This window comes from Clostridium sp. (assembly GCF_036642255.1).
GTDB lineage: Bacteria > Bacillota > Clostridia > Clostridiales > Clostridiaceae > Clostridium_J.
On sequence record NZ_JAVWDJ010000004.1, the window covers coordinates 24,587 to 49,849 of the forward strand.

Here is a 25,263-nt window from a genome sequence, read left to right on the forward strand (position 1 = left end):
ATGGGGAGATTAATAGGTATAAATACTGACATTGGAAATAAAAGAACTCTCAATGAAGATGCTGTTGGTTTTTATGAAGATGATGATATAGGCATATTTCTGGTTGCAGATGGTATGGGAGGTCATAATGCTGGTGAAGTAGCTAGTAAAATTGCTTTGGAAAGTATAATAAACTATATTAAAGATCATAGCACTGATGAAAAAATGGAGAAAGTTCTCCAAGAGTCCATTGATGAGGCGAATAAAAATGTTTATAAATATGCCATTTTAAATGAAAATTGTAGCGGAATGGGAACTACTGTCACTGTTGCTTATGTAAGAGGAGGAAAACTTATAGTAGGTAACGTTGGAGATAGTAGATGTTACATTCTTTCACAAGGTAAGCTTATAAAAGTAACAAAAGATCATTCTTTAGTTCAAGAGCTACTAGATAGTAAAACAATTACAGAGGAAGAAGCAATAAATCATCCTAATAAAAACATAATTACAAGAGCTGTAGGTACAAAAATAGCTGTTAAGGCTGACTACTATTCTTTCGATTTAAATGAGGTTGCAAAGGTTGTTTTATGTTCTGATGGATTGACTAATGAAGTTAGTGAAAAGGAAATTCTACAGGTTATAACTGATAATGATAACAATAGTTGTAGAGCGTTGATTGAACTTAGCAAGGAAAAGGGTGGCAGAGATAATATTTCTGTTATCATTTTTAAAGGAGAGTGTGCAGATGATTGGAACTATATTGGGTAGTAGATATCAGTTAATTGAAAAAATAGGAGAAGGTGGTATGGCAGTAGTTTTTAAAGCTAAGTGCCTTCTTTTAAATAGATATGTGGCTGTTAAGATTCTTAAAGAAGAGTATTCTAACAACTTTGAGTTCATGAATAAATTTAGAAAAGAAGCAGCGGCGGCGGCAAGCTTTTCTTCAAGCAGTATTGTTAATATATACGATGTAGGTAGTGATAATAATATAAATTACATTGTTATGGAGCTTGTTAATGGAAAAACCCTGAAGGAAGTAATTCAAGAGCGAGGGAGACTTAGCGTAGAGGATACCTTAAGTATAGGAATCCAAATTGCAAAGGCTTTAGAATGTGCTCACAAAAACAACATTATTCATAGAGATATTAAGCCACATAATATTTTAGTAACCGAGGATGGAACAGTTAAGGTTACAGATTTTGGTATAGCAAAAGCAGCATCCTCTGATACAATAACACATACAAGTAAGGTTATTGGCTCAGCACATTACTTTTCTCCAGAACAAGCTAAAGGAAAAATAGTTGATTATAGAACTGATATATACTCTTTAGGTATAGTTTTGTATGAAATGGTGACAGGTAAGGTTCCTTTTGATGGAGATAGCGCAGTATCTGTGGCATTAAAACATATCCAAGAGCCTTTAATATCACCAAAGCTAATTATCAGCAATATTCCAGAAAGCTTAAATAATTTAATTATTAAGGCTACTGAAAAGGATCCAATAAGAAGATATCAAACTGCTACAGATATACTTAATGATTTGAAGAAAATTCAAAGTAATTATGCTTACACAATAATTAATTCCAAGAATGAAAATGAATTTACTAGAGTTATGGACCCAATTGATAGTAAAGCTGCTGCTTCAAATTATAATGAAGAGCCAAATGAAGATGAAGAAAGTCCAGTTAGCTCAAAGAAAAAAGCTAGGATAGACAGTGGAAAGAGGAAGTGGATAATTGCATCTGTAGTTGTTATTCTTGCTATTGTATTAGGATTATTTGCAGGAAAGTTTTTTAACTCTTTAGTGACAAATTCTGGTTCAAGCGATGAAGTTAAAGTTCCAACTATCATGGGAACTGCTAAAGGCGAAGCTCAAAAGGCTGTAGAGGATTTAGAGTTAAAATTCGTGATATTAAGTGAAGATAAAAGTGATAAACCTAAGGATACAATCATTCAGGTATTCCCGAATGAAGGTAGCATAGTTAAAAAGAATAGTGAAGTTAGAGTTAGAGTAAGTAGTGGCCCAGAAGAACTAGAATTACCAGATCTCACAGCATTAGATAAAAATGTAGCCCAAGATTACATTGTTAATTTAGGATTAAAGGTTGGAAAAATAACTGAAGAGAATTCAGAGGATATTATGCAAGGAGCTGTAATTAAAAGTGATCCTCAGCCTAAGACTAAGGTTAAAGAGGGAGATGTAGTTAATTTAGTTATAAGCAAAGGCTCTTCTGTAAAATATACTAATGTTCCTGACTTAACCAATATTAACATATCGGACGCGAATCAAGTTTTATCAGTTTCAAATTTAAAACTTGGGGATGCAACTTCTGTGTTAACTGATGATAAATCTAAGGATGGGAAAATATTCAATCAAAGTATTGCTCCTAACACTAAGGTTCAAGAACAACAAGTAATTTCAGTGAATTATTATAAATATGAAGATCCAGATGTAGGAAAAATTACAGTTCCAAATTTCATTGGTAAAACTGTAAAGGATGCAGAAGAGACAGCAAAAAAATTAGGATTAAATCTGCAGATTAATGGAGATGATAAGGGCATAGTAGAAAATCAAGATAAGCCTGCAAATACTAAGGTGGAGAGAGGGACTACTATAAACTTAACTACAACACCTAAAAAGAGCGAAGGTGGAGCAGATTAAAAAAACATTGAACCTTAAAGTTGGAGGAAATATGGAAGGTGTAATTGTCAAAGGAATTGGTGGATTATATTATGTAGATGTAAATAAAACTGTATATTCGTGCAAGGCAAGAGGTAAGTTTAGACATAGTGGGCTTACCCCTATGATAGGGGATCATGCAATTATTGAGGTAAATGAAGAAGACGGGACTGGTGTTATTAATGAAATACTGCCACGAACCACAGAACTCATTCGACCAGTAGTAGCAAATGTTACGCAGGCTTTTGTAGTCTTTGCATTTAGACAACCAGACTTGAACTTGGACCTACTATACAAGTTCTTAGTACTCTGTGAGTATAATAACTTAAGAATAGTTATATGCTTCAATAAGATGGATCTAGTATCTGTTGAGCAAACTGAGATTGGTAAGGTTTTAGAAAAAGCAGGATATGAAGTTTTATATATTCAAGCAAAACATGATATTGGAGTACGCCAACTAAAGGAAAGAATAAAAGATAATATAAGTGTATTTTGCGGCCCTTCAGGAGTTGGGAAATCCACTCTTTTAAATAAGTTTATTGGCAGGGAAGCGATGAAAACTGGTGACATAAGCGATAAACTTAAAAGAGGTAAACACACTACTAGACATAGTGAGTTAATTGATACAGACGAAGGGTTTTTAGTTGATACTCCAGGATTTTCATCCTTAGAACTAGATTTCATAGATAAAGATGAGATCCAATATTGTTTTCCAGAATTTGAAGAGTATAGAGGTCAATGTAAGTTTAAAAATTGCCTTCATCATAAGGAACCTAGTTGTGGAGTAAAAACAGCTGTAGAAAAAAATAAAATTCATATCAGCAGATATGAATTTTATATAAAAACTTTAGAAGAAACATTAAGTAGGGGGAACTGGAAATGATTAAAATTTCACCATCAATATTATCAGCAGATTTTTCAAACCTAGGACAGGACATAGTTAACTTAGAAAAATACGGAGCTGATTTGATTCACATAGATGTAATGGACGGAATGTTTGTTCCTAATATATCTTTTGGTATTCCTGTAATTAAGTCAATAAGAAAATTAACAAATCTTGTTTTTGATGTCCATTTAATGATTGAAGAACCATCAAGATTTATAAAAGATTTTGTTGATGCAGGAGCAGATATTATAACAGTTCATTATGAAGCTGATAAACATCTAGATAGAACTATAAACTATATAAAAAGTTTTGGTATTAAAGCGGGAATTGCACTAAACCCAGCAACACCAGTAGCATCTATTAAGCATTTAATTGAAAATGTAGATATGGTTTTAATAATGTCAGTAAATCCAGGCTTCGGAGGACAAAAATATATTTCATACTGTGGAGATAAGATTGCAGAAGTAAAAGAATTAGCAGATATGTATAATAAGAATTTGCTTATTGAAGTAGATGGAGGTATTGATAAGGGGAATATTTCAACTGTGGTAAATCGGGGTGCTAATGTTATTGTAGCAGGCTCAGCAGTATTTAAAAATAATACCATAGAAGAAAATATAAAGGCATTAAAAGAGGGAATTTAATATGAGAGCTCTTGTAATAGGTGGTGGAGACGCTCCAAGCAAAGAGTTAATATTAAGCTACTTAGTTCAGGATACTATAATTATTGCAGCAGACAGCGGAGCTAATATACTTTATAGTTATAACATCAAGCCTAATTATTTATTAGGAGATTTTGATTCTATAAATTCTCATGTGCTAAAGGAAATGCAGGATACATGCGGCGTAGTAAGATTTCCAATTGAAAAAGATTATACTGATAGTGATCTAGCTTTGGACAAAGCTATTGAAGTTGGAGCTTCAGAAGTTATTTTTCTTGGTTGCACAGGGAAGCGAATAGATCATTTTTTAGGTAATATATGTGTACTTTATAGAGCCTTAAAAAGTAAAGTTAAAGCATATATTGTGGACGACTATAATGTACTGTATCTAACTGATAAGTCTGTTTTATTGCAAGGGACAAAAGGTGAGACATTTTCTATTTTGAGTTACTTTAAGGATGTAAAAGGGTTAACTATAACAGGTGCAAAATATCCTTTGAGTAATTACGATTTAAATGTGGAAAATAGTTTAACTATATCAAATCAATTTAATGATGAAAAAGTAAATATAGATTTTAAAAGTGGAGTATTACTAGTAATGCTGTGTAAGGATAAAGTGTAGTGTAAAAAACTACACTTTTTTTATATAATTTAATAATAAAAGCCATTTCATTTGTCTGTGGAGAAATAAATAAAGGGCAGTGGAATTATGCAAAAATGTTATTATTGTTGGTTAGTAAAATTTCATAAAAATAAAGGATATTGAATATAGATTCGATTTTAGATGGTAAGATATGCCTTAAGAGAAAAACATAAGACACTAATTTTAAAAATTGTAGCAAATATGGAAAAATATCATATATTGTTAATAAAAGATTCATGGGGGAATATATATGTCAAGATTTTGTGGGAGGAGAACCAAGAGAAAGATTGGAGCTGGGATAGCAGCAGTAGGACTTGGAATTGTATTATCCATGATTATTCCATTTTGGGGATGGATAATGGCCATGGGTGGTGTAATTATTATATTGGGATGGAAGATAATGGACAGTTAGTGAAAAGCGTTTATGGAGGTGAAATATGACAATTAAAGTTATTAAACTGCCTAAGTTTTTATCAAAAATAGTAAAATTATTCATGAGAAAACATAACTAGAAACATAATAAAATAAAAAAATGCAACTCTTTAGGGTTGCATTTTTTTATAATTAAACGGCACGTTGTACTTTACCAGAACGTAAGCATCTTGTACAAACATGTATAGTTTTAGGTGAACCTTTTACTATTGCTTTAACCTTTTTTAGGTTTGGAGCAAAAGTTCTCTTAGATTGGCGGTGTGAGTGGCTGAACTGTGCTCCTGCAACTACACCTTTATCACATATATCACATCTTCTTGACATTTAAAACACCTCCTTAAAGTCACCAAGAATATTGTTCTAAATCAAACATAAACTATTTTAACACAAGTGTTATAATTCTTGCAAGTATAATGTAAAATATTAATATGGCAGTAATACTATTATGTACATATTTTGTTGAATTAATTGGCAATTTAATATAAAATAAGGATAAGGTGTAATTAAGGAGGAATTTTTATATGAAAGCTAGCATAACCACTGAAATCGGCAATGTATATTATTCTGAAGAAGTTTTAGCTAACATAGCTGGAATATCAACTATGGAATGCTATGGTGTTGTTGGTATGGCTTCAAAGAATGCGAAAGATGGCTTATGGGAGTTATTGAAGGCAGAGAACTTAGGCAAGGGTGTTAAAATTATTTCAAAGGGTGAATCAATAGCTATTGAATTATATATAATAGTAGAATACGGAACAAAAATCTCTGTAATTGCAAATAATATAATACAAAAAGTTAGATACAGTGTTGAAAACTTTACAGGTATTAAGGTATCACAGGTTACAGTAAATGTTCAAGGTGTCAGAGTCTAGGAGGTAACAACATTGAAATACTTAAAAATAAACGGACATGATTTTTGCAACATGGTGAGAAGCGCGTCTAATAAGTTAGAAGAGCAAAAAGAATATGTAAACTCATTAAATGTGTTTCCGGTACCAGATGGAGATACTGGAACCAATATGTCATTAACCTTTAAAGCTGCAGTAACTGACCTTGAAGGATTAGATAGCAATACCATAGGTGAAGTTTCAAAAAAACTGGCTAAAGGTGCATTAATGGGTGCTAGGGGTAACTCTGGTGTTATACTTTCTCAAATCTTTAGAGGAATAGCTAAGGGATTAGAAGGTAAGACTGAAGCGAACATTGATGATATAAAAGCTAGCATGGTAGAAGGAGCAAACTTTGCTTATAAAGCGGTTATGCGCCCTACAGAAGGGACTATCCTTACTATCATAAGAGCTGCTGGAGAAGCAGCAATGAGCAGCGGTAGTGAAGATATAATTTCATTGTTTCAGGATATCTGTAAACATAGCAAAGTTATGTTAGATAAAACCCCTGAAATGCTTCCACAGTTGAAACAAGCAAAGGTTGTTGATGCTGGAGGTATGGGACTTTTAATTCTTTTAAATGGAATGTTAGAAGCTTTAAGCAATGATTTAAATGTAGAATTATTTGGAGAAGGACAGGTTAAAGATAGTGGTAGTACTTCTCAAATAGTAGAAGCTAATATTGATCCTGCAGATATTAAATTTGGATATTGTACGGAATTTTTAATATTGAGCGAAACTGTAGATATCCCATATTTAAAGGATGAACTTGAAAAGCGTGGAGATTCAATAGTAGTAGTTGGATTAGAGGATATTGTAAAGGTTCATATCCATACTAATGATCCTGGTGAAGTTCTTTCTATGTCAGTAAAAATGGGTGAATTATCAAAGATTAAGATTGATAATATGAGAGAGCAACATAGAACACTAGTAGTAGAAGAGGCAGATTCTGGGAAGGCAATTGATGAAACGGCAAGTGAAGGTTTTTCTGAACCACCTAAAAAGTATGGATTTGTTACTGTTGCAAGAGGTGAAGGTATAAAAGACATTTTTGAAGATTTAGGTGTGGATGAAGTCATTGAAGGCGGTCAAACAATGAATCCTAGCACACAAGATATTGTAGACTGCATAAATAAAATTAATGCTGAAGTAGTATTTGTACTGCCTAATAATAAAAATATTATAATGTCAGCATCACAAGCAGTGGATATAGTAGAGAATAAAAAAGTAGTAGTTATACCAACTAAAACTATACCTCAAGGGATTACAGCTATAACTATGTTTAATGTTGATGGAAGTGTTACTGAAAATGAAACCACTATGAACGATAGCTTAGCTAATGTGACTTCTGGTTCAGTAACTTACGCTGTTAAAGATACGGAAGATAATGGAAGAACAATAAAAGAAGGTAATATTTTAGGGCTTTTAGAGGGAAAGATTAATGAAATTGGTACAGATAAATACGAGATATGTGAAAAACTTATAGTCAATATGGTAAGTGAACATAGTGAACTTATCACCATATTCTATGGTGAAGACTGTGAGGAAGAAAAAGTGGAAGAGTTAGTTGCCTCTTTAGAAGAAAAATATCCAGACATGGATGTTCAATATTTTAATGGAAAGCAACCACTATATTATTTTATTACATCTGTAGAATAAAAGCCTTCGGGCTTTTTTCTATATTATTTTAGCCATATTGTGGAAAGAAATGCACAAAGAATCATAAAGCAGAATATTCTTTTTCAAATATAGGTTTATAAAGTCTAATCAACTTTCAAAATAATAAGGATGAATCAATGAGTTAAATGTTTAATTTGGAGTGATATTGTGAATATTTATGATGATGTTAGCTATTTAAAGGGAGTAGGGCCTAAAATGGCTGAAAAACTTAATAAGTGCGGAATATACACAATACTGGATCTATTGTTATACTTTCCTAGAGATTATGAAATTATCACCATGACACAAAGTGTAGATGAATTTAATGATAAAGATAAAATAATTATTGAGGCTGTGGTGGAAGCAATATTAAAGGATACTAGAACAAAAACAGGAAAAGTTTTATCTACAGTGATATTTAATTCTGGAGATACTAGATTCAAGGGTACGTGGTTTAATCAGCCTTATGCTAAAAATAGTTTTAGGATAAAGGGCAAGTATGTGTTAAGTGGTAAAGTTGAAAGATATGGCAAAGAAATCACTCTATGCAATCCTAAGATTATGAGGAATATAACATTAGATGATAATAAAATCATGGCAAAATACTCTTTGAAGGATGATTTAAATAATAATTTTTTAAATAAAATTATTACAGAAGCACTCTCACATATAGATATTATAGAAAATCTGCCTAAAACATTATTAGAAAAGTATAAATTTATATCTTTAGATGAAGCAGTTAGGAGTATACACAGTCCTAAAGATAATAATACACTCTACGAAGCAAAAAGAAGATTAAAGTTTCAGGAATTATTTACATACTCTTTAAAAGTATTACTTTTAAAAGAAATGAATAGTACCGTGAAGGGAATATCTTTTAAGATTGCTAAAGAGTTGACGGAGCTGAAGGAAAAACTTCCATTTCAGCTAACAGAAGCACAAAATAGGGTTGTTAGAGAAATTCTTTTAGATGGGAAAAGAGAAGCTCCTATGAATCGTTTAGTTCAAGGAGATGTAGGTAGTGGAAAAACAATTATCGCTTTGATAACTATGTTTAATGTGATAAAAAATGGATATCAAGTAGCTATGATGGCTCCTACTGAAATTCTTGCAAAACAACATCATATTGAAGCTGAACGAATATATAAGGGTTTTGGAATTAATATAAGATTGTTGACAGGTAGTACAACAGGAAAAAATAAGGATTTAATTAAAGAAGAGTTAAGTAATGGAGAAGTGGACTTACTCATTGGTACTCATGCACTAATAGAAGAAAATGTAGTGTTTAAAAATTTGGGTATGATAGTTACCGATGAACAGCATAGATTTGGAGTTAATCAAAGAACCAGACTGAGCAATAAAGGTAAAAATATAGATGTCCTCGTTATGAGTGCAACTCCAATACCAAGAACATTATATTTATATCTATATGGAGACTTGGACGTATCTATAGTGGATTCATTACCACCGGGACGAAAACCAATTGATACTTATTACATAAATAAAAATGAGAGTAGTAGAGTGTATAATTTTGCATTAAACGAAATAGAACAAGGAAGACAAGTTTATGTAGTCTGTCCTTTAGTTGAAGATAATGAAGAGATGAAATTAACTTCAGTAACAGCTCTCTATGATGAACTAAAAGAGAAATACTTTAAGAATACAGAAATAAGTATTCTTCATGGAAAGATGTCAAATAAAGATAAGAATTACATAATGGAAAGATTTAAACAAGGAGAAATAAAAGTACTTATTGCAACAACAGTAATTGAGGTAGGGGTAAATGTCCCAAATGCAACTATTATGATTATTGAAAATGCAGAAAGGTTCGGACTTTCTCAACTACATCAGCTTAGAGGAAGAGTAGGCAGGGGAAGCTATAAATCTTATTGCATATTAGTGGCAGATATTAAGAGTGAAACTACTAAACGTAGAATGGAGACAATGAAAAATAGTAGTGATGGTTTTTATATTGCTGAGGAAGATCTAAAAATAAGAGGAAGTGGAGAGATTTTTGGAGTTAGGCAATCAGGTGAAAATGGGTTAATACTAGCAGATTTGTCTACAGATTTTCAACTCTTTAAAATAGCAAATTTAGAAGCAAAAGCACTTTTGAGCCAAAAGGGACTTGAAGAAGAGAAAGTTATTAATGAGATAATGAAAAGCTTAGAGAAGAGTTCAAAGTATATTTGTTTTAATTGATAAAACTTAGGAGGAAGAAATATGAGAGTAATAGCTGGAATAGCTAAAGGTAAGAAATTATTATCCCCTGAAGGGATGGGAACAAGACCTACTTTAGATAGAGTTAAAGAGTCGATTTTTAGTATTATTCAAAATAGGCTAATGGATTCCGTAGTTCTAGATCAATTCGCTGGAACAGGGAGCTTGGGGTTAGAGGCAGTAAGTAGAGGTGCAAAGGAATGTCATCTTATTGATAAAGGAGATGCGACTTTTAATTTTCTAAAACAAAATATAGTTAATTTAAAGTTTCAGGATAAATGTACTTGTTATAAAGGTGATTGCTATAGATATTTAGAGGAGTTTGGAAAGGCAGGAAAAGTCTTTAGTCTTATTTTTATTGATCCACCTTATGCGAAGGAAATGATACCTCCATCCATAGAACTTATAACAAAATATGGCTTGCTCCATAAAGAAGGATTAATCGTTACAAAAATAGACTCTGGTGAAGAAATATATGAAGGTGACGGAAATATAAATCTAATAGATAAAAGAAAATATGGAAACACCACTGTATGTTTATACGAGCATAAGGAGATATAAAATGATAAGAGCAGTATATCCTGGGAGTTTTGACCCAATAACTAATGGACATTTAGATATCATTAAAAGATGTTCACATGTATTTGATGAGGTTATTGTAGCAGTATTAATTAATCCTAATAAAAAAGGATGGTTTGATACTGATGAGAGAGTAGAACAAATTCAAAAGGTAGTATCAAAACTTAAGAATGTAAAAGTGTTAAGTTTTAGTGGTCTACTTGTAGATTTTATGAATAGAGAAGATATAAGTGTTATTGTTAAGGGGTTAAGGTCTATGTCTGACTTTGATTATGAGTTCCAAATGGCACTGATGAATAAGAAGTTAGATAATGCTAAGGAAACAGTGTTTATGATGACTAATTCAAAATACTCTTACTTAAGTTCAACTGCGGTTAAACAAGTAGCTTTATTTGGCGGATGCCTTGATGGATTGATCCCAGAGGAACTAGAAGAAGAGATTAGAGCGAAATCAAAACAATTTGAGGGGGAGTTATAAATGGAGGTACTAGATTTATTAGACTATCTTGAGCAATCAGTTCAAATGGCATCAAAGAATTTGATGGGAAAAGTTTCGATAAATAAAAAAGAGTTTTTAGATACTATTGCTGAAATAAGAATCTATTTACCAGACGAGTTTGAAGAGGCAAAAAATATTGTAGACAAAAAAGATAGAATTATAAATGAGGCTAAGAGAGAAGCTGAGGAGATTATCCAAAACTCAAGAAGAAGAGCTCAAGAGGAATATGAAAATTCTGATATACTAAGAGCAGCACGGGAAGGTGCCAGTGAAATAATTGGATCAGCTCAAAAAGAAGCTAAGGAAGTTAAATCTGAAGCATCGAAGCAAGCTAAAGAAATACGATATGGAGTTATGAACTATGCTGATGAAACTTTAAGCAATTTGCAAAAGGAAATAGATTTAGTTGGAGAACAATCTCTAATCAATATAAAAAAAGAAGTGGAAGCTATGCTTATAAATATCCATAAGCAAATAACAAATACCACCTCTGAAGTAAGAGAAAATATTAAGGAACTAGGAAATTCTAATTAACCTTAGAAATATTAATGAAGCTCCTAAATTTATTTATAAGTATAGGGAGAGTTATTATACATATTATGATTGCAAAAAAGTAAGGCGATGGAACGAAACTTTCAAAGTTGTTTACAAAGGTTTCTTTTGTTAAATTTACAAAAGGCATGTTGCATATTAAAAAAGTGATTACGCAGGAAATTATTCCTTGAAGTACTTTTAAGGATATATATTTTTTCATGGATATACCATGCTTATAAACTAAAGAGTGTACTTGTGAAGTAATTGAAAGTCCACTGAAAGCAATTAGAAAGCTAGTTATAATGAGTTTATAGTCAAAAGAAATTGATGAGCTTGCTATTAAATTACAACCATTAGTTACTTCTAATACTCCTAAAATTAAGCCTTGAAGTATTTCAAAGGGAATAAAAGTATAGTTAGAAACAAACATTAGAGCAGTGTGGAAATACCCATTGCTCTTTATTATATTTATTAATACTGAAAAGATTATCACGAAGCTTCCTATGGACATGCAGGTTTTCACAGCATCTTCTAAGGCGATTTTCATGGCAACTCCTAGGTTTATGTTCTTAGGTACGTAAGATTTATTTATCAACTTGTTATCTTTGATTTTATATCGCCCAGGTAAAAGTATGCCAATAGCAACACAAGATAAAATATTAGATACTATTAGAATATAACCTAGGGTTGGATGACCAAGCATTGCAGTGCCTACTGTACCAATAATAAATAAAGGACTACCGTTAGTAGCTATATTTAACAGTCTTTGAAAAGTTTTATTGTCTATCAAATTTTGATCATATAATTCAGCTGCATACCTTGCACCAAGAGGATAACCACAAAACACGCTAACCAGGAGTACTAGACTACACTGTTTAGGTAAGCCTAAAGGTTTGCAGATCAAGTTTCCTAATAATTTTGAATAGATTTCAATTCCACCAAAAGAGATTATCAAGTTAACTATTACTAAAAAGGGAAATAGAGAAGGAAATACCGCATAAAAAAAGAGTTTTGCTCCTGCAATAGTAAAAGCAATGCATTCTTTTGGATTTAGAACAATGTATAATATCAAAATAGAACAGAGAAATGTAAGTAACGTATTTATATCATAGCTTTTTAAAAGTATGTATATTAAATAAAAAATAAGTAATAGAGTTAATATTAATAACAGATTCAATTAGAAACCTTCTTTCTCATAGTGTTATAATAAAATATATTGTTTTGAAAGTTTAGTTATGATAAATTATGGAGAATGTGTTTGGAAATAGTGGATTGAAGAATAAGATGTGGATATTTTTACAAACCCAAAAGACGTTGATTCAAATATAAAGTTAATATAAAATTTGCTTTGAACTAACAATATAATTTACATTAAATAAAATAAGAGCACAATTGGCATCATTGATTTATGCAATGCCAAATGTGCTCTTTATATTTGAACCTTTAACGATAAATCTTTCTGTGAAAGTTGATTTTCATACAGCCCTTTCTTAAAATTATGGTTAAATTTCATATGCAAGAAATTATTTAATTATTAAAGGGCTAATTAAGTAATCATCATTATAATTTATGTTTCTATTAATTAAACTATAGGCTTTTGTAGCTTGAATATCTAACTTTAATGTATCATTAAGATCCTTAGGAACTTTTGTATACAAGGGAATACTACTATTTTGTTTTATAGATTTTAAAATTGATTTCCCTCTTTCATTAAAGCCGAGAACTTTTGCATAAGGACAATGCTCTTTTCTTAAAATTTCTGTGTCATAGGTATCAAAACCAACAAAATATTGACAAAGTATTCTATTAATCCGTGTATAGGTATACCGTTTACTCTTAGCCTCTTCAATAGTACTACTTAGTGAGGAGCAGTGACTCAAAGCGTTTAGTAACTTGCTATGAAGGCCTTCAGATGCATCAGGGATGTGTTTAATGCCATTACCGTTTATAAAGCTTTTATATTTCACATATGGAAATATAGCATCATCAAAGGCAAAGGAGTAGTTGGAGTTATTTAGTTTTTCAAGAAGCTCATATACATAGATTGGTACATGAGCATTAAGTTCCTTAGGGTCAGAAGATTTTTTTAAAAATTTTCTGATAGAGGTAGCACTAGAAAAAGTATTTGTAAGTTCTTCACAATTATAATCGGAACCTTGCCTCGTTATTGTCATCGGGTTAATGTTACTTTTAAGTTTCTTTAAGCTCTTTATGTATTCAATTCCCAAAATATTATTTGAAGAATTCAAATGACTATCTAGTTTAAGATCATTATTTGAAAAAAACATATTTTTTTTGGGAGAATTTTCAATATATTGCAGAAGTGCAAGGGTTCGTGCTCTTGGATAACTCAAACCTTCATCTAACCTAGATTTCAACATGAGTTTAAATTCTAAAGGCTCATCGGTCAAAACTTCAGCAACTTCGTCGAGTAAGTTAATTTCACCATACTCGCTACCAAAGCATAATGAATTAACTACACCAAGATTATTTAATAGACTGATTGCCCCGAAGGAAAAAAATTCTGCAGAGGACAAGCTGTATACAACTGGAAGTTCTATAACTAAATCTACACCATTATGAAGAGCTGTAAGAGTCTTATTCCATTTGTCAATTACAGAAGGTATCCCCCTTTGGTTAAAGTTCCCACTCATTACTGCAATTAGAACATCACAATTTGTTAATTCTCTGGTTTTTTGTATATGATATACATGACCATTATGAAGTGGATTATACTCCACTACAATTCCTGCTACATTCATTTAATTCACTCCAATTTTATAGATAATTCATATCTCATAATATATAATATTGTCAAATTTGTACATATTAATTAATAATATTAAAGAGAATAAAATAATTTAGCATTTAAGGTTGAAAATTATATATAAAAAGGGGTATATTAAATAAGGGATATTTAGTAGTTTTTTACTGAAAGGAGTAATTCAGATGAGCTTCACAGAGAAAATATGGAAATTAGCCCAGTCTGATGTGAGAAGAATAGTTCTTCCAGAAGGCGAAGAAGAAAGAAATTTAAAGGCGGCTGAAATAATAAACAAAAATAAAATTGCAGAAGTAGTTTTGGTAGGTTCTACCGAAACAGTTATAGCTAATGCAGAAAAGTTTGGCGCCGATATTTCAGGAATAGAAATAGTAAACCCAGAAACTTCTGACAAAACAAACATATATGCAAATGAATTTTATGAATTGAGAAAGAATAAAGGAATGACCCTTGAAAAGGCATTGGAAACCGTAAAAGATCCTGTTTATTTTGGAACTATGATGGTTAAAATGAATGATGTAGAGGGATTAGTTTCAGGAGCAATACATAGCACGGGAGATTTATTGCGTCCAGGTCTTCAAATAATTAAAACTGCTCCAGGAATAAAGGTTGTATCAAGCTTCTTTGTTATGGAGATTCCGAATAGTCTTTATGGACATGAAGGAACGTTATTATTTGCAGATTGTGCAGTTAATCCAAATCCAAATGCTACAGAATTAGCATCAATCGCTATAAGCACTGCAGAAAATGCTAAAGCATTATGCGGAATGGAGCCGAAAGTTGCAATGCTTTCTTTCTCAACTATGGGAAGTGCAAAACATGAAAATGTTGATAAGGTTGTTGAAGCAACAAAAATAGCTAAAGCTGAGAGACCAGATTTGGAAATAGATGGAGAATTGCAACTTGATGCAGCAATAGTTGGAAGTGTTGCTAAGTTAAAGGCACCTAATAGTAATGTTGCAGGAAATGCAAATGTATTAGTTTTTCCAGATTTGCAAGCTGGAAACATTGGATATAAATTAGTTCAAAGATTTGCCAATGCAGAGGCTATTGGTCCAGTATGTCAAGGTTTTGCGAGACCAATAAATGACTTATCAAGGGGATGCAGTGTTGATGATATAGTTAACGTAGTAGCTATTACCGCAGTTCAGGCACAAAATAACAAAAAATAATAATTGTTTTTTAAATTACAATTTAGTATATTAATATATAATATTAGGATTTTAATAAAATCGTAATATTAAATTTTATAGAATATAAAAGTTTACTTTATAGAGGAGGAAAAAGAATGAAAATATTAGTAATTAACTGTGGGAGTTCTTCTTTAAAATATCAGTTAATCAATATGGAAAATGAAGAATCATTAGCTCAAGGATTGGTAGAAAGAATTGGAATTGAAGGTTCAATTCTAACTCAAAAGGTACCAGGAAAAGATAAGTACATAATAACACAACCAATGAAAGATCATACAGATGCAATAAAATTAGTTTTAGATGCACTTATTGATGCTACTCATGGTGTAATAAAATCAATGGATGAAATAGCTGCAGTTGGACACAGAGTTGTTCATGGTGGAGAGAAATATGCTGCTTCTGTAGTAATCAATGATGATGTAATGGCTAGTTTAGAAGAGTGTGTTAAACTTGCACCACTTCATAATCCAGCTAACATAATAGGTATAAACGCATGTAAGAGCTTAATGCCAACTACTCCAATGGTAGCTGTATTTGATACTGCTTTCCATCAAACAATGCCACAAGAGGCGTATATGTACGCTCTACCATATGAGTTATATACTAAACATGGTATAAGAAAGTATGGATTCCACGGAACATCACACAAATTTGTATCAGCTCAATGTGCTGAGATGATGGGAAAAAATATAGAAGATCTTAAAATAATAACTTGTCACTTAGGAAATGGCGCAAGCTTAACAGCAGTTAAGGGTGGAAAATCTGTTGAAACAAGTATGGGATTCACACCACTTGAAGGAATTGCTATGGGAACAAGATGTGGAAACATTGACCCAGCTATAGTTACTTTCTTAATGAAAGAAGAAAATATGTCAGTTGATGCTGTAAATGATTTAATGAATAAAAAATCCGGAGTTTTAGGACTTTCAGGAGTTAGTAGTGACTTTAGAGATATAGAAAATGCAGTTAAAGAGGGAAATGAAAGAGCTAAACTTGCTTTAGAGGTTTATAACTATAAAGTAAGACAATTAATTGGAGCTTATGCTGCTGCTATGGGCGGAGTAGATGCTGTAGTATTTACAGCTGGCCTTGGTGAAAACGCTCCTGAGACAAGAATGGATATTTGCAAAGGTTTAGAGTTCTTAGGAATAAAAGTTGATGCTGAAAAGAATAACGTAAGAGGAAAATCAGTAGATGTAAGTGCTGCAGATGCTACAGTAAAAGTATTTGTAATTCCAACAAATGAAGAATTAGTTATTGCTAGAGACACTCAAGAATTAACTCAAAAATAAAAAACCTTAGTTTATATTAATTTTAAGACTTAATGATATTTTCCAGTTAAGTATTTTAATTTGCTTAACTGGAAAATTATCTTAAAAAGCTATTATTTTTTATGAAGATATATTTTATTTAAAGTGTTTTGAAAATAAATAAAACTTGACTTTTATCTACATACTTTATATAATAATTTATGTTTGAATAGTAGATATCTTATATTGAAATTAAGGAGGGACGTTGGAGCTTTGCTCAAGCTATGCAATTATTTGCATAATATGTGACCTTATGGTTATATGAGGAAAAGCATAGTTTTGATGTTTTTTCAGAGCATTTAATATGAACATAGATGTTTCAGAACTAAAAGGAAAAAAAAATTCTAGGACAAATATAAATGTAGTAATTGAAAAACAAAGTTTTTTTGATGGCTATGAAACTGTGGAATTTTCAAAACCAATAAATTTTTGTGGAGTTATAAATTTAGTTGAAGATATTTTTGAACTAAATGGAAGTGCAACTTCAGAAATATTACTTACATGCTCAAGATGTCTTAAAAAGTTTCCATATGTTGTTGTGATGGATATAGAAGAAAAATTATCTACTAGTGCAAGTAATGAAGATATTGAAGTTATCTCAATTAAAAATGATAAGATAGACATTTACCAAATAATCGAAAGCAATCTTGTTATGCAGCTGCCTATTCAAAGATTATGTAGTGAAAGCTGTAAAGGATTATGCCAACAATGTGGAACGGACCTAAATCATGGAGAATGCTCATGTGATAATTTAGAAGTAGATCCAAGGTTGGCAAAGTTAAAAGATATGTTTTCTAAAGCATAAGGAGGTGTAACAATGGGAAATCCTGCTAGAAGATTTTCAAAAGCAAGAAGAGACTCAAGAAGAGCTCAAACATTCAAACTTGGTTTACCAGGAATAGTTGAATGCCCTCAGTGCCACGAAATGAAACTTGCTCATAGAGTTTGCAAAAACTGTGGTTACTACAAAAATAGAGAAGTTGTTTCAACTGAGAAATAGAAAGAAAGTCATATGACTTTCTTTTATTTTAACCACTTTGAGAGTATTATATCTTAATGATGTGTGAGTTATTTTTATGTTATATAGATAATAAATGATTTAGTTTGAATGCATTTTAAACTAAATTATATTGTCGCTTAAATAAAACTAGTGAGAATTTTAATTCTTACTAGTTTTATTTTTTAGTGGAAATTAAACTGAAGTTTAATATATAATATAGCTATAAGATTTTCATTTAAGTAGGTTGTAAAATTAGGTGAGATAAAAAATAAATTAATGTAAGATGCGAGGATTTTGTATGAAAGTAGTTGTTGATGGAATGGGGGGAGATTTTTCTCCTCATGCGGTAGTTGAAGGGTGTGTTTTGGCACAAAAAGAGTATAATATAGATATTGTAATTTCAGGACCACAGGAATCCATAGCTAAGGAATTACAAAAGTATGATTATGACAAGAAAAAAATTACAATTTTAAATGCTGAAGAGGTAATAAGTCCTAATGAAGCACCGGTAAAGGCACTTAAAATGAAAAAAAACTCTTCTTTGGTTAAAGCCCTAGAAATGGTTAAAAACGGGGAAGCAGATGCTATAATCTCTGCAGGGAGCACAGGAGCATTCTTAGCAGGTTGCACCTTAATAGTAAAAAGAATTAAAGGAATTGACAGACCAGCCCTTGCACCAATAATGCCAGGAAAAAATGGAGCGTTTATGATTGTGGATGTGGGTGCCAATGCAGATTGCAAACCACATTATTTAGTTCAATTTGCTCATATGGGAAAAGTATATTTTGAGAATGTCTTGGGAATAAATAATCCAAGTGTAGGATTAATAAATATTGGCGCTGAAGAAGAAAAAGGAAATGAGTTAACAAAAGAAGCTCATAAGCTTTTAAAAAATGAAAACTTTAATTTTGTGGGAAACGTAGAACCACGTGATATTCCAAAAGGTGAAGTTAATGTTTTAGTTTGTGATGGTTTTGTAGGGAATACTGTTTTAAAGATGTATGAAGGTGTTTCTTCAACTATTCTTGATGAACTAAAGAGTAAAATTATGAGCTCAACAAGAACTAAAATAGGAGGTTTATTACTGAAGCCTGTATTTAAAGCTTTTAAAAAACAATATGATTATAAAGAATATGGTGGAGCAGCATTTTTGGGAGTAAATGGTATTTGTATAAAAGCACACGGTAGTTCTGACGGAAAAGCATTTAAAAATGCAATAAGACAAGCAAAAATTTTTCATGAAAATAAAGTTGTTGAAAAAATGCAGCAGGTATTTCAAAGTGTAGAAGAAAAAATTTAATAAAACGTAGTATAAAAAATAGCAATATTAGTATATTATATTAGAGTATTAATAAAAAATAGTTGATAAGTAATGGATTAGCTATTATATTAAAAGAGTAATGCATAAATTAGGAGGAAGATTAATATGTTTGAAAAAATTAGAAAAAGAATAGCGGATCAATTAAGTTTAGATGAAGATGAGATTAGAATGGATTCATCTTTTGCTGACGATTTAGGTGCAGATTCACTAGACATAGTTGAACTTATAATGGCTTTAGAAGAAGAATTCGATATGGAAATACCAGATGAAGATGCTGAAAAAATATCAACTGTAGGCGATGTAGTTGAATACATAAAAGCACGTGTAGAAGATTAATTGTAGGTTCCGTAGTTTTGCGGAACCTTATTTTTAAGTTTATTCTTGAATTTATTAAAAGATTGATGAGATAAGGTTTAGTAATGAGTATGGTTTTTGTAGATACTTATACGCATTTAGTAGGTTGAAGAATAAACTTCTGAGAAGGAGTAGAAGAATGCACATTGGGAAGAATACACTAGATTTGCAAAAAAAAATAAAAGTAAGTTTTAATAACCTAAAGCTTTTAGAAGTTGCTATTACTCATAGTTCCTATGCTAATGAGAGAAAAGTAGAGTTTAATGAAAGATTGGAGTTTTTAGGAGACTCAGTATTACAACTAGTAATCTCAGAATATTTGTTTGCTAACAATAAAAATGAGACAGAAGGGTATCTTACGCGAATGAGATCACTTATTGTGTGTGAAAACTCACTTTTTCAAGTTGCAAAGAATTGGGACTTAGGAAAATATATTAATATGAGTAAGGGAGAAGAACTTACTGGAGGAAGAATTAGAGTATCCATTTTAGCAGATGCGGTGGAGGCTGTTATTGCAGCTATATATCTTGATTTAGGTTATGATATAGTTAGAGACTTTATTTTAGTAAACTTTGAAACTATTATTTATAAAGCTCTTAAAAATCAAATTATAATAGATTATAAAACAAGATTGCAAGAGATTCTTCAAAGACAAGGGGAAATCTCCATAGTTTATAATTTAGTAAAATTTGAGGGGCCACCCCATAGAAGAGAGTTTTTTGTTGAGGTATCAGTAAATGGTATTTCTAGTGGTAACGGAGTTGGTTTCAGCAAGAAAGAAGCGGAACAGAATGCAGCAAAAGCACTATTAATTTCTAGAGGTGAGTTAAATGAGTAAAAGGCATTACATTATACCAATTTTTGTTCCGCATGAAGGTTGTCCTCATACTTGTGTGTTTTGTAATCAGGATAGTATAACTGGGAGCTGTTTTAGCATAGATGGAGATTTTGTAAGACAAACAATTGAACAATACTTAGACACCATAAAAGGTGACAATTTAATAATTGAAGTATCTTTCTTTGGTGGAACCTTTACTGCTATAAATATTGTGAAACAAAAAGAACTGTTAGCTGTAGCTAAAGAGTATAAGGATGCAAAGAAAATCAATTATATAAGATTATCTACCAGGCCAGATTATATTAATGATGAAATCTTAAGTAATCTAAAAGATTATGAAGTAGATATCATTGAACTTGGAGTTCAATCTTTAGATAATGAGGTTTTAATTAAATCTGGCAGAGGACATAGCAGTGAGGATGTATACACGGCTTCTAATCTCATTAAGGAGTATGGATTTACCTTAGGACATCAGATAATGTTAGGACTTCCAGGAGACACAAAGCTAAAAGATATTGAAACTACTAAAAAAGTAATAGATTTAAACCCTGATATTTGTAGAATATATCCATCATTAGTTATCAAGGATACTCCTATGGAGAAAATGTTTAAGGAAGGTATTTATAAGCCTTACAGCCTTGAAGAAGCAGTAGAGATTTCTAAGAGAGTATATGCAATGCTTACTTGCAATAACATTACGGTAATAAGAATTGGACTGCAACCAACAGAGGAGATTAACTACGGAGGAGATATAATAGAGGGACCCTTCCATCCAGCCTTTAGGGAGCTAGTAGAAGGTAGTATATACTGTGATATGATAAAAGAATATATAAGAGTTAATAAAGATTGTAATGAGGTTCACATAAATCCTAAGGATATTTCGAAACTTTATGCAAATAAAAAAGAATACTTTGAAAGAATTTCAAAGGAATTTGAACATATAAATTTAAAAGTAATTCAAAGTGCTGGGATTGGAAGAGGTACTTTAGGATTTAAAAACAATAGTAATATAGAAAATGTTACTCAAGTTCAATACTTATTAGACGCTTATAGTAAGTCCATTTGATATTTTTAAGTAAATAATTTAAACTATGTATAATAAAAGAATAAAATAATAATGAGGTGTTTTTATGAAGAGTAAAAAAAGGCTTAAAATTGCAAGGATATTAGCTGTTGTTATTAGCTTAGCTATGATTTTAGGTGCTTTATTACCAGTAATATTGGGTGCTTAGGAGAGTGAAGTAATGTTCTTAAAATCTATTGAAATAAGAGGGTTTAAGTCATTTGCAGATAAAACAGAGCTTGGTTTTCAGCAGGGAGTAACTGCTGTTGTTGGGCCTAATGGTAGTGGTAAAAGTAATATTTCTGATGCGGTTAGATGGGTTTTAGGAGAACAAAGTGTAAGAAGTTTAAGAGGAGATAAGATGGAGGATGTTATCTTTGCTGGAACACAGTACAGAAAACCTGTAGGGTTAGCCCAGGTGTCTCTTACCTTAGATAACTCAGATTCTGAACTGAATATAGATTACTCTAATGTTACTATATCAAGAAGATTATATCGTTCTGGAGAAAGTGAATATCTTATAAATAACACTATTTGTAGATTGAAAGATGTACAAGCATTGTTTATGGATACGGGTATAGGAAAAGAAGGATATTCAATTATTGGACAGGGGAAAATTGATGCAATCTTAAGCGGCAAGCCTGAAGAAAGAAGAAAACTTCTTGAAGAGGCAGCTGGTATAGTAAAATATAAAACTCGTAAGGAAGAAGCTGAAAAGAAGCTAGATAATACGGAAGAAAATCTAGTTAGAATAAATGATATACTACATACTTATGAGGAACGACTTGAACCATTAGAAAAAGAAAGTGAGAAAGCAAAGAAGTTTCTAAAAATCTCAGAGGAATTAAAAATAAAGGAAATAAATGTAATTATTGATTTTATTCAAAAAACTAAGAGTAATATTAGTGATTTAAATTTAAAAATAAAAAATGCAAGTGCTAATATTGAAAGTAGGTTAAAGGAAAAAGAAAATTTAAAGAAAGATTTGAATAAGTGGAACTTTGACCTGGAGGAATTTGATAAGAAAAAATCAGAAGATAAACAATTTTATTATGATAATAAAACCAAACATCAGGATATTCTATCAGAAATTAAGTTGCTAGATGAAAGAAGTGAGGTTTTAGAAAAAACAATAGAAAGATTAAAGCATGATATCAATGATTTTTCTGGAAAAATAAAAGATGAAAATGAAAAAATAGACAGTATTGAATTACAGCTTTATTCATTAAAAGAAGAACAAAAAAATATTAATGAGAAAATTTTCTTAGAAGAAAAGAACATTGATAATATAACTTTATCAATCTCTACAGAAAACTCAAAATTGAAGAATTTAGGAAATAAAAGAGAAGAGCTTAACCGTGATAAAAATACCTATATTAATGATATTAATATAATTAATAATAATATTGATGTTTCAAAGATAGCTCTAGAAGACTTAAAAGTGAATATAGAAAGTTTTAACAATTCATTAGCAATAAATAAGGGGACAAAAACTTCTTTAGTAATTCAGGGTGAAAATGTTCAAAAGAAAATTTTATCTTATGAAGAGAGAATAGCAGAAAGTAAAAAGGTAATTTCAAGATTAAAGCATAGTTTGACTTTAGATGAAAAGAAGTTAAAAGATTTAAATATATCTGCAAATAGATTTGAAGCGAATTTAAATGCCTTAATTAATTTGGAAAATCAATATGAGGGCTATAATAAATCAGTTAAAAACCTTATGCAACATTTTAATAATGGAAGTATTAAAAATGTAAAAGGAAATTGTTATGTACTAGGTGAAATTATTAAGGTAGATAAGAAGTTCGAAACAGCTATAGAAATAGCTATTGGTGGAGCAATTTCTAATATTATTACTGAAGAAGAAGAAAGTGCAAAGCTTTTAATTAATTATCTTAAGGGTCATAACTTAGGTAGAGCTACTTTCCTACCAATAAACATTGTAAAAGGAAAGATGCTACAACTAGAAAACAGTATAAAAAACAAACCTGGATACATTGGTATAGCTAGTGAACTTTTAGATTTTGAAGATAGATTTAGGGGTATAATTGATTATGTACTTGGAAAAACGATTATTTGCACAAATATGGATGATGGACTAGCTATTGCAAAGAGCATAGGATATAAACATAAGATTGTAACTTTGGAAGGTGAAGTTTTAAATCCAGGTGGAGCTCTAACGGGAGGAAGTATATATTCTAAGTCAGGTAATATTATTGGGAGAAAAAGGGAAATAGAAGAGTTAAAAGTGAAGGTTGAAGAAGCTACTAGTAGCATTTCTATTCTAAGCGAAACAGTTAAAAAGTATAATGAAGAAATAAAATCATTGGATGAAAAAAACTTAAATTTAAGAGATGAAATACATTTTGAAAGCATCGAGTTAACTAAAATAAATGAAAAGGTTAACTCTATTGATGAAGATACTTTAAAACTTAATAAGGACTTAGAAAAGGGAATTGATCAGTTAAAAGAATTAAATAATAAGCATGAGAATCTGAATTTAAAGTTAGCTCAATATGTTAGTGCACTAGAAATAATAAATAATGATATTACAAGAATAGAAGAGGATTTCAAAGCGTTAGATTATGGGGTTAAGGAAGGTTTAAATAATATTGAATTATCGAAGAATAATTTAATGGACTTTAAAATTAATAAAGCTAAAATTGATGAAGTCCTTAGTAACAAATTCATGGAGATTAGTAGATTAAAAAATGAGATTAAAGGTTATAATGATAAGATTGATGAATTAACCTATGAAATTAAAAACTGTGAGGAAACAAAGAAAATTTACCTTGAAAGCCTAAGTGAAAATAATAGTGAAATAGCGAAAATCAATGTTTTATTAGAGAGCTTAGAAAAGAAGTTTAGAGGTAGCGAAATTGAAAGAATTAAATTTAAAGATAAAATAAACTTAATTAATTTTCAAATTGAAGACCTGAACCTTGAGTTTGAAAAGGTAGAGAAGGAATACCATAAGTTTCAAGTGGCTTTAGTAAAAATTGAAACTGAAGAGCAAGGATTAATGACAAAATTAAATGAAGAATATGAACTTACTTATGCTGAAGCTTTAAAATATCAGCACGAGGTTATAGATATTATTGAACTTAAGGATGAAGTACAAAGACTGAAAAAGGAAGTTTCTTATCTTGGAGTTGTAAACGTTGGTGCTATTGAGGAATTTAAAGAGGTAAAAGAGAAGTTTACCTTTATGAATGGACAAAAAGATGATTTAGTAAATGCTAAAGAAGAATTAATAAAAGTTATTGACGAAATGACAGATAAAATGAAAGGTGTTTTTAAGGAGAATTTTGAGAAACTTAGAATTAATTTTAATGAGACCTTCAAAGAATTATTCAAAGGTGGTAGTGCTGATTTAATTCTGCAAGAAGGAGATGAATTAACTTCTAAGATTGAGATAAATGTGGAGCCACCAGGAAAGAAGCTACAAAATATTAACTTGATGTCAGGAGGGGAAAAGGTTCTATCAGCTATAGCATTATTGTTTGCTATTCTGAAGATGAAACCGACTCCATTTTGTATTTTAGATGAAATTGAAGCTGCTCTTGATGATGCCAATGTAATAAGATATGCTGAATTCTTAAGGAAATTTTCAAGTAATATACAATTCATTGTTATAACTCACAGAAAAGGCACAATGGAAGCTTGCGATATGCTATATGGAGTAACTATGGAGGAAAAAGGTGTATCCAAGATAGTTTCAGTAAATTTGACTAGATAACTA

Annotated in this window: 24 protein-coding genes; 21 read left to right on the forward strand and 3 right to left on the reverse strand. The window is 30.9% G+C overall.

The window, feature by feature from the left end; translation table 11 throughout:
* The 6 genes from RR409_RS02955 (at nucleotide 1) to RR409_RS02980 (ending at nucleotide 5,262) form a co-directional block, all read left to right on the forward strand.
* The gene (locus RR409_RS02955; RefSeq protein ID WP_332556231.1) at nucleotides 1-747 is read left to right on the forward strand and encodes a Stp1/IreP family PP2C-type Ser/Thr phosphatase; all 747 of its coding nucleotides are present in this window, start codon (nucleotides 1-3) and stop codon (nucleotides 745-747) included.
* Nucleotides 725-2,641: a Stk1 family PASTA domain-containing Ser/Thr kinase gene (gene pknB, locus RR409_RS02960; protein WP_332556232.1), complete on the forward strand. Its 1,917-nt coding sequence runs from the start codon at nucleotides 725-727 to the stop codon at nucleotides 2,639-2,641. Before RR409_RS02955 ends, pknB begins: the two co-directional genes overlap by 23 nt.
* Before the next feature lie 31 nt (nucleotides 2,642-2,672).
* Nucleotides 2,673-3,542 carry a ribosome small subunit-dependent GTPase A gene (gene rsgA, locus RR409_RS02965; protein WP_332556233.1) on the forward strand — a complete coding sequence of 290 codons (870 nt, stop codon included), beginning with the start codon at nucleotides 2,673-2,675 and terminating at the stop codon, nucleotides 3,540-3,542.
* Entirely contained in the window at nucleotides 3,539-4,189 is a 651-nt protein-coding gene (gene rpe, locus RR409_RS02970; RefSeq protein ID WP_332556234.1) for a ribulose-phosphate 3-epimerase, read from the forward strand. Before rsgA ends, rpe begins: the two co-directional genes overlap by 4 nt.
* Nucleotide 4,190: 1 nt before the next feature.
* On the forward strand, nucleotides 4,191-4,829 hold the full coding sequence (locus tag RR409_RS02975) for a thiamine diphosphokinase (RefSeq protein ID WP_332556235.1): 639 nt from the start codon (nucleotides 4,191-4,193) through the stop codon (nucleotides 4,827-4,829).
* 271 nt (nucleotides 4,830-5,100) lie between these two features.
* Nucleotides 5,101-5,262, forward strand: coding sequence for a hypothetical protein (locus RR409_RS02980; protein ID WP_332556236.1), 162 nt, complete (start codon nucleotides 5,101-5,103; stop codon nucleotides 5,260-5,262).
* Between the two features lie 152 nt (nucleotides 5,263-5,414).
* Here RR409_RS02980 and rpmB read toward each other — a convergent pair whose 3' ends face one another.
* Nucleotides 5,415-5,606, reverse strand: a complete 192-nt coding sequence (gene rpmB / locus RR409_RS02985) for a 50S ribosomal protein L28 (protein WP_332556237.1) — start codon at nucleotides 5,604-5,606, stop codon at nucleotides 5,415-5,417.
* Between the two features lie 197 nt (nucleotides 5,607-5,803).
* Between rpmB and RR409_RS02990 the strand changes: the two genes are divergently transcribed.
* From RR409_RS02990 to RR409_RS03015, 6 genes are all read left to right on the forward strand, one after another.
* Nucleotides 5,804-6,154 carry an Asp23/Gls24 family envelope stress response protein gene (locus RR409_RS02990; protein ID WP_332556238.1) on the forward strand — a complete coding sequence of 117 codons (351 nt, stop codon included), beginning with the start codon at nucleotides 5,804-5,806 and terminating at the stop codon, nucleotides 6,152-6,154.
* Nucleotides 6,155-6,166: 12 nt separating this feature from the next.
* Nucleotides 6,167-7,828 (forward strand): DAK2 domain-containing protein, encoded by a 1,662-nt coding sequence (locus RR409_RS02995; protein WP_332556239.1) that lies wholly within the window; start codon nucleotides 6,167-6,169, stop codon nucleotides 7,826-7,828.
* Between the two features lie 168 nt (nucleotides 7,829-7,996).
* Nucleotides 7,997-10,030: an ATP-dependent DNA helicase RecG gene (gene recG / locus RR409_RS03000; RefSeq protein WP_332556240.1), complete on the forward strand. Its 2,034-nt coding sequence runs from the start codon at nucleotides 7,997-7,999 to the stop codon at nucleotides 10,028-10,030.
* A gap of 21 nt (nucleotides 10,031-10,051) precedes the next feature.
* Nucleotides 10,052-10,609: a 16S rRNA (guanine(966)-N(2))-methyltransferase RsmD gene (gene rsmD / locus RR409_RS03005; protein WP_332556241.1), complete on the forward strand. Its 558-nt coding sequence runs from the start codon at nucleotides 10,052-10,054 to the stop codon at nucleotides 10,607-10,609.
* Nucleotide 10,610: 1 nt separating this feature from the next.
* A complete protein-coding gene (coaD, locus tag RR409_RS03010) occupies nucleotides 10,611-11,105 on the forward strand; it encodes a pantetheine-phosphate adenylyltransferase (RefSeq protein ID WP_332556242.1) in 495 nt (164 codons plus the stop codon).
* Nucleotides 11,106-11,660 (forward strand): hypothetical protein, encoded by a 555-nt coding sequence (locus RR409_RS03015; protein ID WP_332556243.1) that lies wholly within the window; start codon nucleotides 11,106-11,108, stop codon nucleotides 11,658-11,660.
* On the opposite strand, the gene ylbJ is transcribed toward RR409_RS03015, so the two are convergent.
* Both ylbJ and RR409_RS03025 read right to left on the reverse strand, forming a co-directional pair.
* Complete coding sequence (gene ylbJ / locus RR409_RS03020; protein ID WP_332556244.1) at nucleotides 11,653-12,837, reverse strand: sporulation integral membrane protein YlbJ; 1,185 nt, start codon at nucleotides 12,835-12,837, stop codon at nucleotides 11,653-11,655. The genes RR409_RS03015 and ylbJ overlap by 8 nt on opposite strands.
* A 346-nt stretch (nucleotides 12,838-13,183) precedes the next feature.
* Nucleotides 13,184-14,422: a nucleotidyltransferase gene (locus RR409_RS03025; protein WP_332556245.1), complete on the reverse strand. Its 1,239-nt coding sequence runs from the start codon at nucleotides 14,420-14,422 to the stop codon at nucleotides 13,184-13,186.
* Between the two features lie 187 nt (nucleotides 14,423-14,609).
* On the opposite strand from RR409_RS03025, the gene pta reads away from it, so the two are divergent.
* The 9 genes from pta (at nucleotide 14,610) to smc (ending at nucleotide 25,260) form a co-directional block, all read left to right on the forward strand.
* On the forward strand, nucleotides 14,610-15,614 hold the full coding sequence (gene pta, locus RR409_RS03030; protein ID WP_332556246.1) for a phosphate acetyltransferase: 1,005 nt from the start codon (nucleotides 14,610-14,612) through the stop codon (nucleotides 15,612-15,614).
* A 116-nt stretch (nucleotides 15,615-15,730) separates the two neighbouring features.
* Complete coding sequence (locus tag RR409_RS03035; protein WP_332556247.1) at nucleotides 15,731-16,927, forward strand: acetate kinase; 1,197 nt, start codon at nucleotides 15,731-15,733, stop codon at nucleotides 16,925-16,927.
* Between the two features lie 322 nt (nucleotides 16,928-17,249).
* On the forward strand, nucleotides 17,250-17,750 hold the full coding sequence (locus RR409_RS03040; protein WP_332556248.1) for a DUF177 domain-containing protein: 501 nt from the start codon (nucleotides 17,250-17,252) through the stop codon (nucleotides 17,748-17,750).
* A gap of 12 nt (nucleotides 17,751-17,762) precedes the next feature.
* Nucleotides 17,763-17,945: a 50S ribosomal protein L32 gene (gene rpmF, locus RR409_RS03045; RefSeq protein WP_017414533.1), complete on the forward strand. Its 183-nt coding sequence runs from the start codon at nucleotides 17,763-17,765 to the stop codon at nucleotides 17,943-17,945.
* 298 nt (nucleotides 17,946-18,243) lie between these two features.
* Entirely contained in the window at nucleotides 18,244-19,245 is a 1,002-nt protein-coding gene (gene plsX / locus RR409_RS03050; protein WP_332556249.1) for a phosphate acyltransferase PlsX, read from the forward strand.
* A gap of 126 nt (nucleotides 19,246-19,371) precedes the next feature.
* A complete protein-coding gene (acpP, locus tag RR409_RS03055) occupies nucleotides 19,372-19,602 on the forward strand; it encodes an acyl carrier protein (protein WP_332556250.1) in 231 nt (76 codons plus the stop codon).
* 157 nt (nucleotides 19,603-19,759) lie between these two features.
* Nucleotides 19,760-20,458, forward strand: coding sequence for a ribonuclease III (gene rnc / locus RR409_RS03060; protein ID WP_332556251.1), 699 nt, complete (start codon nucleotides 19,760-19,762; stop codon nucleotides 20,456-20,458).
* Complete coding sequence (locus RR409_RS03065) at nucleotides 20,451-21,524, forward strand: radical SAM protein (RefSeq protein WP_332556252.1); 1,074 nt, start codon at nucleotides 20,451-20,453, stop codon at nucleotides 21,522-21,524. The genes rnc and RR409_RS03065 overlap by 8 nt, the downstream gene beginning before the upstream one ends.
* Before the next feature lie 178 nt (nucleotides 21,525-21,702).
* Nucleotides 21,703-25,260, forward strand: coding sequence for a chromosome segregation protein SMC (smc, locus tag RR409_RS03070; RefSeq protein WP_332556253.1), 3,558 nt, complete (start codon nucleotides 21,703-21,705; stop codon nucleotides 25,258-25,260).
* The last annotated feature ends 3 nt before the right edge of the window (nucleotides 25,261-25,263 follow it).